Origin of the sequence: Isoptericola luteus (genome assembly GCF_020297055.1) — a bacterium.
In the GTDB taxonomy this organism is placed as follows: domain Bacteria; phylum Actinomycetota; class Actinomycetes; order Actinomycetales; family Cellulomonadaceae; genus Isoptericola; species Isoptericola luteus.
The window spans coordinates 12695-26342 of sequence record NZ_JAIXCQ010000010.1; the positions used below are offsets into that span (position 1 = coordinate 12695).

Consider the following 13648-nt stretch of genomic DNA (forward strand, 5'->3'; position numbering starts at 1 on the left):
GTCAGCCCTCCGCCCCGGGGGAGCCCGGCCGTGCCGGCCGGTCGATGACGCGGGTCATCACCAGCGAGGTGCGGGTCTTGTCCACCCGCCCGCTGGCGCGGATCGCCTCCACGGTGCGCTCGACGTCGGCCATGCCCCCCGCCATGATCTGCACCATCGCGTCCGCCTCGCCGGTCACGGTGTCCACGCGGACGATCTCGGGGATGGCGGCGAGGTCGCGCCGCAGCGTGGCGGGTGAGACGTTGCCGCGGCAGAACAGCTCGACGTACGCCTCGACGCCCCAGCCGAGCTCCTCCGGCGCGACGCGCACGGTGAACCCGGCGATCTCCCCGCGCGCGAGCATGAGGTCCACCCGGCGCTTGACCGCGGGCGCGGAGAGCCCGACCGCGGCGCCGATCTCGGCGTACGTCGCCCGCCCGTCGCGCAGCAGGTGCCCGACGATCCTGCGATTGACCCCGTCCATCCGCGCTCCCGTCCCCGTGGATCCGACGCCTCGCGTCGAATTGTTCAGCCGTCACGTTCGATCCGCCACGTCTGGCGTCGATACGCGCAACGAATCGCCCGTGGCGCGCAACGAGGCGACTCGTAGCCTCCCGAGTATGACGGCGATCACACCCCCGCGGGCCACCCCCGCCCCCGAGCTGACCACCGACCGTGCCGCGACGCTGCGGCACTACCTCATGTGCCCCCCGACGCACTTCGAGGTCGTCTACGCCATCAACCCGTGGATGGACGTCGACGTCCCCGTCGACCGCGGTCGCGCCATCGTGCAGTGGCAGGCGCTCAAGGCGGCGTACGAGGCGCACGGCCACCGGGTCGACGTCGTCACCGCCGTCCCCGACCTGCCGGACATGGTCTACGCCGCCAACGGCGGCGTCGTCGTGGGCGGTCGCGCGCTGGCCGCCCGGTTCGTCTTCCCCGAGCGCGAGGCCGAGGGGGCGGCCTACGAGGCATGGTTCCGCGAGAGCGGGGCGCGGTACGGCATCACCAGCATCGGCCAGGCCGCGGAGTACGACGAGGGCGAGGGCGACCTGCTGCTCGCCGGCGACGTCATGCTGGCCGGCACCGGCTTCCGCACCACCCGCGCCGCCCACGCCGAGGTCGCGGAGCGTCTGGGCGTGGACGTGGTGACGCTCGAGCTCGTCGACCCGCGGTTCTACCACCTCGACACCGCGCTCACCGTGCTCGACGGCGGCGGGCCCGGCGTCGCACCGACCGTCGCCTACCTGCCCGAGGCGTTCAGCGCCGAGTCGCAGCGCGTGCTGCGCGAGCGCTACCCGGACGCGATCCTCGCCACCCTGGACGACGCCCTCGTGCTCGGCCTCAACGCCGTCTCCGACGGCCGGAACGTCTTCCTCACCGACCGCGCGACCAGCTTGCACGCGCGGCTGCGCGAGCGCGGGTTCGTCCCCGTCCCCATCGACCTGTCGGAGCTGCTCAAGGGCGGCGGCTCGGTGAAGTGCTGCACGCTCGAGCTGCGCGGGACGGAGGCCGTCGCATGACCACCGTCGGGTTCCTCGACGTGGCTGCCACCGCCCGCTGGATCGCCCAGCGCGGACCGGAGGCCGTGATCGGCCGCCTGATCGACGCCCTCGCCGACGATCTCGCGCGCTGGGAGGAGCTCGACAAGCGGCCGCGGATCGCGACCCACTCGCGCGACGGCGTCATCGAGCTCATGCCGACGGCGGACGACGCCACCTACGGCTTCAAGTTCGTCAACGGGCACCCGAGCAACCCGGCGCGCGGCTTCCAGACGGTCACCGCGTTCGGCGTCCTCGCCGACGTGCACAACGGCTACCCGACGTTCCTCGCCGAGATGACCCTGCTCACCGCGCTGCGCACGGCGGCCACGTCGGCCCTGGCGGCCCGTCACCTCGCCCGGCAGGACTCCCGGACCCTGGCGCTGATCGGCTGCGGGTCGCAGTCGGAGTTCCAGGCGCTCGGCATGCGCGCGGCGCTCGGCGTCACCCACCTGCGGGCCTGGGACACCGACCCGGCGGCGCGCGCCAAGCTCGCCCGCAACGCCCGGGCGCTCGGCTTCGAGGTGCACGAGGCGACCAGCGGCGACGACGCCGTCACCGGCGCGGACATCATCACGACGTGCACCGCGGACAAGGCGAACGCCACCGTGCTCACCCTCGAGATGGTCACCGAGCTCGCCCACCCGGGCGTGCACGTCAACGCCATCGGCGGCGACTGCCCGGGCAAGACCGAGCTCGACCCGCGCATCCTGCACGCGGCCGACGTCGTCGTCGAGTACGAGCCGCAGACGCGGATCGAGGGCGAGATCCAGCAGACCCCCGACCTGGCCGTGACCGAGCTCTGGGAGATCGTCACCGGACGGCGCCCCGGGCGCCGGGAGACGGTGCGCGCGCCGCAGGGCGCGGGGGAGTCGTTCGAGCGCGGCGTGGGCGAGCGGTCCCCGCTCGACGCCACCACGGGACGCACCCAGGTCACCGTGTTCGACTCCGTCGGGTTCGCCGTCGAGGACTGGACGGTGCTGCGGCTCGTGCGCGACGACGTGCCCGCGGAGCTGCTGGCGCACCTCGACCTCATCGCGGAGCCCGCCGACCCGAAGGACCTGTTCTCCCTCGTCCGCGACGCGGGGGGCGCCGACGCCGACGCAGTCCGGCACTCGCTGGACCGGCTGATGGGGCTGGAGGGGCGGACCCGCCCGCACGCCCGCGAGAGCGCCATCGCGTAGGGCGCGACGCGGGCACCCGAGGGTGACGCGGCCATCGGGCGGAGGCGGCGGTCGCACCGGCGTCGGCGCCCGGTGGCCGCTGACCTGTGCGCGGGCACCGCGCGGGCCGGCAAACCTGTGCGCGCGGACTCGTCGTGGGAACGTGCCGTGTGGACTTGCCCACAGGGGCCCCCTCGCTGCGATCATGGCCCGGTGCACCGCGGCCCGGTAGGCATCCGGCGTGGTCAGGACGGGGGGACGCGTGACGACGACGGACAGGGCGGGTTCGGACGGCGCACCGACGGGCGCCTTCGGGACCGGGCGCGCCACCGGCGTCGACGCCGCGCTCCGGTCCATGCGGGCCATGGCGGCGGACGGCGGGGACCTCGTCCCGGGAGCGCCGGGGACCGCGGACCCCGAGGTGCTGCGCACGGCGTTGGCCACGCTGCCGTACGGGGACCAGCGGCTGCTGTGGGACAGGTACGTCCTGGACCGCGGGCTCGACACGATCGCCCTCTCGCTCGGGTCGCACTCCCGGTCGGTCGGGCGGCACCTGCGGGCCGCGGAGCAGCGGCTCGCCAGGGCGCTCGCCGCCGCGCACGCCCGGACGTGCCCGCCGGGCTGCGTCGACACCCGGACGGCCCTGCACGACTACGCGCGGCGGCGGCTCTCCCCGCACCGGCGCAGCGTGCTCGAGGAGCACCTGTTCGGGTGCGAGGGGTGCATGCGGGCGTTCATCGACGTGCGGGAGGCGACCTGGGCGGTGCGCGACGCCGGGCCGCTGGTCCTCGCCGAGGCGGTCGGCGCCGGTGCGGCGCCGATGGTCGTGGGCGCGATGCCGGCCGCGGTGACGGGCGCTGCCGGGTTCGCCGGCCTCGGGCCCGCGGGCGCCGTCGTCGCCGGGGGCTGGGAGTGGCTGGCCGGGCAGGCGCGTCGGCTCACGCAGGTAGTGCAGGCCGCGCCGGCCGCGGTCGTCGCCGGGGTGACGACCGTCGTGGCCGCCGTCGTCGTGGCGGGCGTGCTGCTCGGTGGCGGGGATCCGACCGGCGCCGTGGCGGCCCGCGGGCCGGGGAGCGCCCCCGTCGTCGCGCCGCCGTCCGGCCCGAGCGCGGAGCCCGCGGTGCCCAGCGCGTCGCCGAGCGCGTCGCCGAGCGCGTCGCCGAGCGCGTCCGCGAGCGTGCCACCACCTGCCGAGGACGAGCCCGCCGGACGTCGCAGCGCGGCGCCGTCGCCGTCGCCTGCGCCGTCGCCTGCGCCGACGGCGGCACCGCCCGCGGACGACGCCGCCCCGGTCGAGCGACCGGCACCGGCGCCGACCCGGACGGAAGCCCCGGTCGTCTCACCGTCGGCCCCCGTCACCCCGTCGCCGAAGCCTTCGCCGGTGGCGCCGAAGCCGTCGGCCACGCCGTCGCCGAAGCCCACGCCATCGACCCCCGCCCCGACGCCCGACACCGTGGAACACACGGTCACGCTGACCGTCCCGGCGTCACGGCTGCCGCGCCTCTACCGGGTGGACGTCGAGGGCCAGGGCGCGGTGATCACCCGCGTCACGACGCCCGACCGCTGGGTCTCGGTCGTGGACCGTCGCCACGGCCGGCACCGCTGGTCCGTCTGCAGCGGGGGTCACCGCCCAGGCACGGTCGACGCGACGGTGACGGCACCGTCCGGCGTCGAACCGCGGGTGCGGCTCCAGGAGCTGGGCCGCGGGTGCGACAGGCCGCACGGCGCGCCCGACCGGCGCCCCGAGGTCACTCGACCGTGACCGACTTGGCCAGGTTGCGCGGCCGGTCCACGTCCTCGCCCAGCGCGACGGCGGCGTGGTAGCCGAGCAGCTGGGTGGGGATGGTCAGCAGGATCGGGTCGAGCTCCACCTCGTTGCGCGGCACCTCGATGCGCCGGGTGGCGGCGTCGCCCAGCTCCACGCCGGGGTGCGTGATCGCGACGACGGCGCCGCCGCGGGCGCGGATCTCCTGGGCGGCGGTGACGTTGCGCTCCACCAGGTCGTCGTCGGGGATGACCGCGACGGTGGGCAGCTCGGGGCTGATGAGCGCGAGCGGGCCGTGCTTGAGCTCGCTCGTCGGGTACGCCTCGGCGTGACGGTAGGTGATCTCCTTGAACTTCTGCGCGCCCTCGCGGGCCACGGGGTAGCCGCGGACGCGGCCGATGAAGAACAGGCTCGGCGCCGGGGCCAGCTCCTTCGCGGCGAGCGCGAGCTCCTCCTCGCCCGCGAGGATCTGGGCGATCTGGCCGGGGACGGCGCGCAGCCCGGCGATGATGCGCTTGCCGTCCGCGTGGGACAGGTCGCGCACGCGGCCGAGCGCCAGGGCGAGCAGCGCGAAGCCGATCGACATGTGCGTGAGCGCCTTGGTCGAGGCCACCGCCACCTCGGGGCCGGCGTGGAGGTAGACGCCGCCGTCGACCTCGCGGGCGATGGAGGACCCGACGGCGTTGACGAGCCCGACCACGGTGCCGCCCTTGCGCTGCACCTCGCGGACGGCGAACAGCGTGTCCGCGGTCTCGCCCGACTGGCTCACCACGACGTACAGGGTGCTCGGCTCGATGATCGGGTTGCGGTAGCGGAACTCGCTCGCGGGCTCGGCGTCCGCGGGGATGCGGGCGAGGTCCTCGATCATCGACGCCCCGAGCTGGCCCACGTAGTACGCGGAGCCGCAGCCGAGGATCTTCACGCGGGTGAACCGGCGCAGCTCGCGCGGGTCCAGGTTGAGGCCGCCCAGCTTGGCGGTGCCGAAGCGGTCGTCCAGCCGCCCGGTGAGCATGCGCTCGACCGACTCGGGCTGCTCGTGGATCTCCTTGTGCATGAAGTGCGCGTGCCCGCCCAGCTCCAGCTCCTCGACGGTGAGGTCGATGGTGACGGCGGAGCGCGCGGTGTGTTCCTCGTCGGCGGTGAAGGTACGGAACCCGTCGGGGGTCACGGACGCGAAGTCGCCGTCGTCGAGCAGCACCACCTGGCTGGTGTGGCGCACGATCGCCGAGGCGTCGGACGCGACGAACATCTCGCCGTCGCCCACGCCGAGCAGCAGCGGCGAGCCGTTGCGGGCCACGACGATGCGGTCCGGGTTCGCGGTGTCGAGGACGGCGAGGGCGTACGTGCCGTCGATCTGCGCCACCGCGGCACGCACGGCGTCCTCGAAGCCGAGCCCGGCACCGTCCTGGCCGGCCAGCTCGCGGGCCACGAGGTGCGCGACCACCTCGGTGTCCGTGTCGGAGGTGAGCTCCACGCCGTCGACGGCCAGGCGGCTGCGCAGGGTGGCGAAGTTGTCGATGATCCCGTTGTGCACCACGTGCACGCGGCCGTCGAACGACGTGTGCGGGTGCGCGTTGGCCTCGCTCGGCTCGCCGTGCGTGGCCCAGCGCGTGTGGCCGATGCCGATCGTCCCGGCGAGGCGGGCCGGGAGCGCCGCCTCGAGGTCGCGGACGCGCCCCTTGGCCCGCACGACGCGCGACGGGTGCGCCGTCGACCGCGGGTTGAGCACGGCGATGCCCGCCGAGTCGTAGCCGCGGTACTCGAGGCGCGTCAGGCCCTCGACGAGGACGGGGGCGGCCTGCTGGGGGCCGACGTAGCCGACGATTCCGCACATGGTTCTGCTCCTAGCCGTCGTTGCTGCCTGGCCACGGTCGTCTGGCCGTGGGTGCTGCCCTGCTGTGGTTGCTGCCTGGCCGTGGATGCCTAGCCGTAGATGACGCGCCGGACCTGGCGCTCGGTGAGCTCGGGAGCGGCCACGAGGCGCTCGCCGAGCTCGGCGACGATCTGCGCGTAGATCTCCTCGTTGCGGCGCCCGTAGGTGCGCAACGTGGCGTGCCGGCGCCGGACGTAGTCCTCCACCGGTTCGCGGTACCAGGCGAGGACGTCCTCGGCCACGCGGGTGGCCTCCGCCGGGGAGAGCCCGGTCGTGGTGGCCACCTGGGCCACGAGGTCGGCGTCGATCACCACGTCATCATGCGCCGCCTGACGGCGAGACGCCAGAATCTGCCCGGATTCGGGCAAGCCATGGTTGTTGGCGGCCGGCGGGTCTCAGTCGCGCTCAAGGAGCACGAGCACCTCGTAGTGACCCGTCTGCGGAAACATGTCGAGGAGCCGGGCCCGCCGCGGGCGCAGCGACGGCATGCGTGCGAGATCCTCGGCGAGCGTCACCGCGTTGCAGCTCGAGTACAGGACATGCCGGGTGCCCGAGGCCTCCAGCCACCGCGACAGGTCGGCACCGATCCCGCGCCGCGGCGGGTTGACGATCACGAGGTCCGGCACGTCGGGGCGCGCGGCGGGTGCGCCGTCGCCGCCCCCGAGCGCGAACGAGGTCGCGTCGCCGTCGTCGAACCGCACGTCGCGCACCGCCCTCGCCCACCATGCCGCGTCGTGCCCGCCGACGACGGCGTCCGTGGGCAGTGCGGCGAGCTCGGCACGCGTCGTGGCCGCGCTCGCGATGGCCTCGGCCGAGATCTCGATGCCCGTGACGCGCCGTCCCGGAGCGGCGCAGTGGAGCGCGAACCCACCGACGCCGCAGTACAGGTCCCACAGGGACGTGGGCGCGACCTCGTCCACCCAGGCGCGGGCCTGCGCGTACAGCGCGGCGGCGACGTCGGTGTTCGTCTGGAAGAAGCTCTGCGGGCGCAGGTGCAGCGTGATCCCGTCGAGCCGCATCGGCAGGGTCTCGCGCCCGGTGAGCACGATCTCGAGCTCCCCCTCGAGCACGGCCGCGTGCGCCGGCTGGACGTTCACGCTCACGACCGCCACCTGCGGCAGCGCCTGCTGCAACCACGGCAGGTGCTTGCGCAGGCGCGCCACGGCCTCCTGGGAGCGCAGCACGAGACGCACCAGGAGCTCGCCGTCGGGCGAGAGGGTGACGAGCACGTGCTTGAGCTCGCCGCGCCACGCGGACTCGCGCGGGGTCTCGCGACGGCGGCCGCCGCGCGGCGGGGAGGTGACGTCATAGGGCGTCAGGCCCGCGCGCGTGACCAGCTCCGCCAGCACGGGGAACGCCGCCTCCAGCGCGGGCGGGTACAGCCCGCAGTCGGTGAGGTCGATGCCCTGACCGGCGAACGGGCCCGACGACGAGCCGAGGATGCCGAGCACCGGGGCGTCGGCCGTGCCGGACACGACCATCTTCGCCTTGTTGCGGAAGCCGGACTCGGCGCTGGTCACCGGGGGCAGCCACGCGATCCGGTCGTCCGCGAGCAGGCGGGCGACGTGCTCCTGCTTCTCGCGTACCTGGGTGGGGTACGGGGTGGCCAGCAGGGTGCACGAGTGGCAGCGGCCGGCGTCGAAGTGGGGGCACTGCACCCGACCATTCTCGCGCAGCCGCGCCTCAGGCGACGAAGATGCAGAACGGGTGGCCCGCGGGGTCGGCGAACACGCGCAGCGGCTCGTCCGGGTCGTCGGACCGGTCCAGCAGGAGCTCGGCGCCGAGCTCGAGGGCCCGCGCGTGCTGCCGGTCGAGCTCGGCGACGTCGTCCACCGTGGTGTCGAGGTGGAGCTGCTGCGGCACGTCACCGTCCGGCCAGGTCGACGGCGGCAGGCTCTCCACCTGCTGGAACGCGAGCTGGACGCCACCGGGGTTGCGCAGCACCAGCCAGTCGGAGTCCTCGGGGTCCGGGGCGTGCGGCGGCGGCTCGTCGCCGGGCCGGTACTCCAGCCCGAACAGCCTGCGGTAGAACTCCGCGAGCCCCCGCGCGTCCGTGGCGTCGAGCACCACCTGGCGCAGCATCGGGAACGGGCCGCGGTCGACGGCCGGGACGTCGTCGGTCATGGACTCTCCTCAGAAACGGTCGGCGATCGCGGTCAGCCTCGCCGTGTACGCGGGCCAGTCGAGACCTCCCGGCATGTTGTCGTTGCCGGGGAGCAGGCCGACCTTCCCGTCGATGGTCTCCCGCAGGATGTCCGCGTGCCCGGCGTGCTGCTTCAGGTCGGCGAGCACGTGCACGAGGATCGTGTGCAGCGTGACGTCCGCGCCGCCGTCGCCCCACCACGGCACCCGGCCCGGCGCATCCAGGGGCAGGGCGTCGATGGTCTCGTCGGCGAACGCCCACACCCGCCGGTAGAGGTCGAGGATCTGCTCGGCGGGCTCGTCGGCGGTGGCGAAGAAGTCGGCCTGGAGCAGGTCGGGCGGCACGTCGCCGGTGGGGGCCGCGATCCACGGCACCTCCTGCGGCGTGGGCCAGTCGCGGCCGAACGTGACACCGAAGTAGTCGATCTCGACGCCCGCGACGTGCTTGACGATGCCGAGCAGGTTGGTGCCCGTCGGCGTGCGGGGCAGCCGGAGGTCGCGCTCGGAGAGCCCGTCCAGCTTCCAGAGGAGGCCCTCGCGGGTGCCCTGGAGGTAGCGCTTCAAGGTGGCCTTCGGGTCGTGTGCCGTCGTCATGCCGGCCACCCTCCACCGGGCCACCGACACGGGGGACACCGACACGGGGGACACCGACCGGCCACGGCGGGGACGCGGGCGGGCCCGTCTGCTAATACTGCACGCGTGAGCCACACGACCCCGCAGCCGCCGCCCGTGTCCCCCGCAGCCTCGGCGCGGGTCGCGGTGCGCGTGGCCCGGCCGGTCGCCGCGGCGCTCGTCTCGGCGTCGGCGGTGCTGCTGTTCGCCGTGCACGTGCGCCCGCTGGCCTACGTGCCGCTCGTCGCCGGCGTCGCGCTCGGCCTGGCCGTGGACCGGCGGCTCGGGCGGGACCTCGGCCTGATCGCCGTCGCGCTCGGCATCATCTCCACGATCTCGCTGGAGGCCGACCTGTCGAACGCGGGCATGGCCCGGTTCGCCGTCGTGCTCTCGCTCGCGGTGCTGGTCCCGTGGGCCGCGTCGCGCTACGTGTTCCGCGACGACGACGGCGCGGGCGCCGTCCGCTTCCCCGTGCGGGCCGGGCGGTGGTCCCGGGGGCAGTGGCTGTACCTGGTGATCGTCGTGGTGGTGGGCTATCTCGTGCTGCCCTGGTACTTCCTCGGGTCGGGCGCGTACCTCAACTGGCCTCCGCTCGACGGCGCGAACGACATCGCGCGCCTGTTCGTCGGCGTCAACGCCGTGGGGATCTGGGACGAGCTGTTCTTCGTGTGCACGGTGTTCGCCCTGCTGCGCCGCCACTTCGGCGTCACGACGGCGAACCTGCTCCAGGCCGCGATCTTCGTGTCGTTCCTGTGGGAGCTGGGCTACCGCGAGTGGGGACCGCTGCTCACCGTCCCGTTCGCGCTGGTGCAGGGATGGATCTTCGCGCGCTACAAGAGCCTGCCGTACGTCGTGACGGTGCACCTGCTGTTCGACGCCGTGGTGTTCGCCGTCCTGGTGCACGGGCACCACCCGGACCTCTTCGACGTCTTCCTCACCGCCCCCTCCGGCTGAGCCCCGCCCCCGCCGAGATAGAGAGCTCACCCCGCCGAGATAGAGAGCTCACCCCGCCGAGATAGAGAGCTCACGTCGTCAGAGCGTGGCGAGGATGTCCTTCAGGCGGCCGATCTCGGCCTCCTGGCTCGCGCCGATATCGGTGGCGAGCTCGCCGACACGCTCGTTCTCGCCCTCGTCGAGGACGGTCACGGACATCTCGACGGCGCCCAGGTGGTGCTGGACCATGCCCTCGAGGTAGAGCCTGTCGAACTCCGCCCCGTCGGCGGCGGCGAGCGCCGTCATCTGGGCCTGGCTGAGCATGCCCGGCATGGTGCCCCCGGCATGGTCGTGCCCGCCGTCGGGCACGCGAGGACCGGACCCGTCGCCCTGGCCCTCAAGCTCGTCCGTGTCGACGGGCACGGGCAGGTCACGCTCCTGGAGCCACGCGACCAGCCCGTGCACCTCGGCGCCCTGCACGTCGTTGATCCGGTCGGCGATGGCGAGCACCTGGTCGTCCTGCGCGCGGTCGGGGGCGAGCACGGACATGTCCAGGGCCTGCAGGTGGTGCTCGATCATCTGGGTCATGTAGTCGACGTCCGCCTGGTTGTACCCCGACTCGGCGACGGCGTCGGGGGCGTCCTGCGGCGCGACCGTCGCCGAACCCTCGCCCGGGCGGCCGGGCTGCACCACGGTGCTCGACGGTGGGACGGCGTCGTCGGGCGGGTCGGCGGTGCACGCGGCGGAGACCGCGACGGCACCGGCGGCGAGCGCCGCCGCCCACGGGCGCGTGCGCCGTCGCCGGGGTGCGGTACCTGCGTGGGCTGTAAATTCCATGAAAATCTTCTCCGCGTCCACTGGTGAGGTACGTCACTTTTCGACAGAGTGGGTGGACCCTACCAAGGAGGTGTGACGCCTGTGCGTCGAACGACAGCACTGCAACGCCGACGAGCGCTGATGGCAGGAGCACTCGCCGGGACCCTGGCCGTCGGCACCGTCGCCGTGGCCGCCCCGGTCTTCGCGGAGCCGGACGACGGGAGCGCCGTGCTCCCCGCCCAGAGCCTCGTGACCCTGGACGACTCGGCGACACCGTCGTCGCTGACCGAGCCCGGGTCGATGGACGACCTCAACATGGAGCTGCTGGCCAACATCCCGAAGAACGGTGCGTTCGCCGACCTCGGTGCCTACAGCTCCGACCTCGCCTTCCAGGGCGACTACGCCTTCGCGGGCAACTACAACGGCTTCACCGTCTACGACATCAGCGACCCCGACGAGCCGGAGCAGGTCGTCCAGGTCGTGTGTCCGGGCTCGCAGAACGACATCTCGGTCTACAAGGACGTCCTGGTGCTCTCGACGGACTCGTCGCGCAGCGACGACTCGTGCGAGAGCAGCGCGCAGTCGGCCAGCGTCGCCGAGTCCTGGGAAGGGCTCAAGATCTTCGACATCTCGAACCCGCGGGAGCCGGAGTACGTGTCGGCCGTCGAGACCGCCTGCGGCTCGCACACGCACTCGCTCGCGCCGTCGAAGAACGGCCGGACGGTGTACGCGTACGTGTCGTCGTACAGCCCCCGGGCCACCTACCCGGACTGCCAGCCGCCGCACGACCTGATCTCGATCGTCAAGATCCCGGTCCGGTCGCCCGAGCGGGCCGAGGTCGTGGCGACGCCGGTGCTCTTCCCGGAGGGCGGCTACACCAACACCTCCGGCTGCCACGACATCACGACGTACGTGAAGCTCGACCTCGCCGCCGGCGCCTGCATGGGCGACGGCATCCTCATGGACATCTCGGACCGTGAGGCGCCCGTCGTGATCGACACGGTGCGCGACACCGAGAACTTCGCGTTCTGGCACTCGGCCACGTTCAACAACGCCGGCACCAAGGTCGTCTTCACCGACGAGCTCGGCGGCGGTGGCGCGGCCACCTGCAACGAGACCGTCGGCGCCGAGCGCGGGGCCAACGGGATCTACGACATCGAGCGTCCGGGCCGGCACCACGGCAAGGCCGACGAGGCAGCCACGGCCCAGCACGGCAAGGGCAAGCCGGGCAAGGGGCACCCGAAGGTCCAGGAGGCCGAGCTGGTCTTCCAGAGCTACTACAAGATCCCGCGCACCAACACGAACACCGAGAACTGCGTGGCCCACAACGGCTCGCTGATCCCGGTGAAGGGCCGCGACGTCATGGTCCAGGCCTGGTACCAGGGCGGGATCTCGGTGTACGACTTCACGGACTCCGCGAACCCGCGGGAGATCGCCTGGTTCGACCGGGGTCCGCTGTCCGAGTCGGAGCTGCTGCTCGGCGGCTCGTGGTCGGCGTACTTCTACAACGGGTACGTCTACTCGAACGACATCCAGCAGGGTTTCGACGTGCTGGCGATCGAGCGGGGCGCCGGCCTCGGCAAGCTGCCGAAGCACACGTACTCCGAGCTCAACCCGCAGCAGCAGGTGAGCTTCCGCGGGGGTGGCCGCTGACCACGCCCGGCCCGCTGTGAGCGCGCGATCGGCCCACCTTCCTGTGCGGAGGTGGGCCGATCGCACGCTCACAGCGATGGGCGGCGCCGTCAGCGGCGGCGCAGGGCCCCCTCGAGGAGCGGGACGGCGACGGCGACGAGCGTGAGCGCCGCGCCGACGTACGTCGCGAGGCCGGGGGGCGCCACGCCGGGGGAGACGGCGTCGAGCACGAGCGCCCCCACCACCTGGCCGGCGATCATGCCGAGGCCGAGCAGCAGCACCCCGATGTGCTGCACGACAGCCGCCTGGAGGGCGATGAAGACGATCCCCAGCAGGCCACCGGAGTAGAGCAGCAGCTCGGGGGGCAGGCTCCCCGCGGGCGGGCCGTCCACCACGACCGACACCGCGAGCACGACCAGCAGCGCCGCCGTCCCCACGAGGAAGCTGACGAACGTCGCGGCGAGCACCCCGCCGTCGCGGCCCGGCGCCTCGCCCGCCGCCGGTACCGCCGGGCGCACCGCGACCCGCACCCTCCCGTTGAGCGCCTGCTGGAACGACTGCAGCGCACCCGCCACCAGCGGGAACAGCGCCAGCCCGAGCGCTGCCGACGACGCCCCGGCGCCGGAGACCACGACCACCGCCGCCAGGGTCAGCACAGGTCCCAGCACCCGACCGAGCGTCACCAGCCGCACGCCGCCGGGGGCGAGGCCGATCCGGTCGATGAGGAGCGACGTCACCGACTGCCCGGCCACGATCGCGATCGTGAAGACGGCGACCCCGAGGCTGTCGACCGTGAGCCCTTGCGACATCACGTAGAACGCGCCGCCGAGCCCGCCGAGGCACTCCCACCAGCGGAGCCCGCCGTTCGCGGCGCCGACGCGCAGCCCGGCGCCCACCTGCCGGACGGCGGCACGCCCCGCGGGGGCGAACGGCAGGACGAGGGTGAGCAGCACCAGCCCGGAGCCGAACGAGAGGGCGGCGGCGCCGAAGGCCGTGCCCGTCTCGACGGCGAGGGTGCCGTTGACGCGGCTCTGCAGCGCGGCCGCGAAACCGGCCACCACGGCCAGGGAGACGCCGAGGGCTAGTCGGCGTCCTGGCGCGTCCGTCGTCACAAGTGGACGATCCTAGCCGCGCCGACGGGGTCTCTCGGGCGTCCGTACGTTCCTCGCCTGACGGCTCACCCGAGACTTAC

13 protein-coding genes are annotated in these 13648 nt (G+C 73.7%); 5 read left to right on the forward strand and 8 right to left on the reverse strand.

Annotated elements, in window-relative coordinates; translation table 11 throughout:
* Position 1 precedes the first annotated feature (1 nt).
* Positions 2-463: an Lrp/AsnC family transcriptional regulator gene (locus LEP48_RS13935; protein ID WP_225566206.1), complete on the reverse strand. Its 462-nt coding sequence runs from the start codon at positions 461-463 to the stop codon at positions 2-4.
* A 136-nt stretch (positions 464-599) separates the two neighbouring features.
* Between LEP48_RS13935 and ddaH the strand changes: the two genes are divergently transcribed.
* The 3 genes from ddaH (at position 600) to LEP48_RS13950 (ending at position 4445) form a co-directional block, all read left to right on the forward strand.
* Positions 600-1502 (forward strand): dimethylargininase, encoded by a 903-nt coding sequence (gene ddaH / locus LEP48_RS13940; protein WP_225566207.1) that lies wholly within the window; start codon positions 600-602, stop codon positions 1500-1502.
* Entirely contained in the window at positions 1499-2704 is a 1206-nt protein-coding gene (locus tag LEP48_RS13945) for an ornithine cyclodeaminase (protein WP_225566208.1), read from the forward strand. The genes ddaH and LEP48_RS13945 overlap by 4 nt, the downstream gene beginning before the upstream one ends.
* Positions 2705-2945: 241 nt before the next feature.
* Positions 2946-4445 (forward strand): zf-HC2 domain-containing protein, encoded by a 1500-nt coding sequence (locus LEP48_RS13950; RefSeq protein WP_225566209.1) that lies wholly within the window; start codon positions 2946-2948, stop codon positions 4443-4445.
* Here the strand turns inward: LEP48_RS13950 and glmS are convergent.
* The 5 genes from glmS to LEP48_RS13975 all read right to left on the reverse strand — a co-directional run bounded on the left by glmS (position 4432) and on the right by LEP48_RS13975 (position 9057).
* Positions 4432-6282: a glutamine--fructose-6-phosphate transaminase (isomerizing) gene (glmS, locus tag LEP48_RS13955; protein ID WP_225566210.1), complete on the reverse strand. Its 1851-nt coding sequence runs from the start codon at positions 6280-6282 to the stop codon at positions 4432-4434. The genes LEP48_RS13950 and glmS overlap by 14 nt on opposite strands.
* A gap of 89 nt (positions 6283-6371) precedes the next feature.
* On the reverse strand, positions 6372-6632 hold the full coding sequence (locus LEP48_RS13960; protein WP_225566211.1) for a hypothetical protein: 261 nt from the start codon (positions 6630-6632) through the stop codon (positions 6372-6374).
* Between the two features lie 84 nt (positions 6633-6716).
* Entirely contained in the window at positions 6717-7979 is a 1263-nt protein-coding gene (gene rlmC, locus LEP48_RS13965) for a 23S rRNA (uracil(747)-C(5))-methyltransferase RlmC (protein WP_225566212.1), read from the reverse strand.
* Between the two features lie 25 nt (positions 7980-8004).
* Positions 8005-8445 carry a VOC family protein gene (locus tag LEP48_RS13970; RefSeq protein ID WP_225566213.1) on the reverse strand — a complete coding sequence of 147 codons (441 nt, stop codon included), beginning with the start codon at positions 8443-8445 and terminating at the stop codon, positions 8005-8007.
* Between the two features lie 9 nt (positions 8446-8454).
* Positions 8455-9057 (reverse strand): DinB family protein, encoded by a 603-nt coding sequence (locus LEP48_RS13975; RefSeq protein WP_225566214.1) that lies wholly within the window; start codon positions 9055-9057, stop codon positions 8455-8457.
* A 135-nt stretch (positions 9058-9192) separates the two neighbouring features.
* Between LEP48_RS13975 and LEP48_RS13980 the strand changes: the two genes are divergently transcribed.
* On the forward strand, positions 9193-10029 hold the full coding sequence (locus LEP48_RS13980; RefSeq protein ID WP_225566312.1) for a CPBP family glutamic-type intramembrane protease: 837 nt from the start codon (positions 9193-9195) through the stop codon (positions 10027-10029).
* Between the two features lie 78 nt (positions 10030-10107).
* On the opposite strand, the gene LEP48_RS13985 is transcribed toward LEP48_RS13980, so the two are convergent.
* Positions 10108-10845, reverse strand: coding sequence for a DUF305 domain-containing protein (locus tag LEP48_RS13985; protein ID WP_225566215.1), 738 nt, complete (start codon positions 10843-10845; stop codon positions 10108-10110).
* A 120-nt stretch (positions 10846-10965) separates the two neighbouring features.
* Between LEP48_RS13985 and LEP48_RS13990 the strand changes: the two genes are divergently transcribed.
* Positions 10966-12477 carry an LVIVD repeat-containing protein gene (locus LEP48_RS13990; RefSeq protein WP_225566216.1) on the forward strand — a complete coding sequence of 504 codons (1512 nt, stop codon included), beginning with the start codon at positions 10966-10968 and terminating at the stop codon, positions 12475-12477.
* Positions 12478-12566: 89 nt separating this feature from the next.
* Here the strand turns inward: LEP48_RS13990 and LEP48_RS13995 are convergent, their stop codons facing one another.
* On the reverse strand, positions 12567-13568 hold the full coding sequence (locus tag LEP48_RS13995) for a DMT family transporter (protein WP_225566217.1): 1002 nt from the start codon (positions 13566-13568) through the stop codon (positions 12567-12569).
* Between the last annotated feature and the right edge of the window lie 80 nt (positions 13569-13648).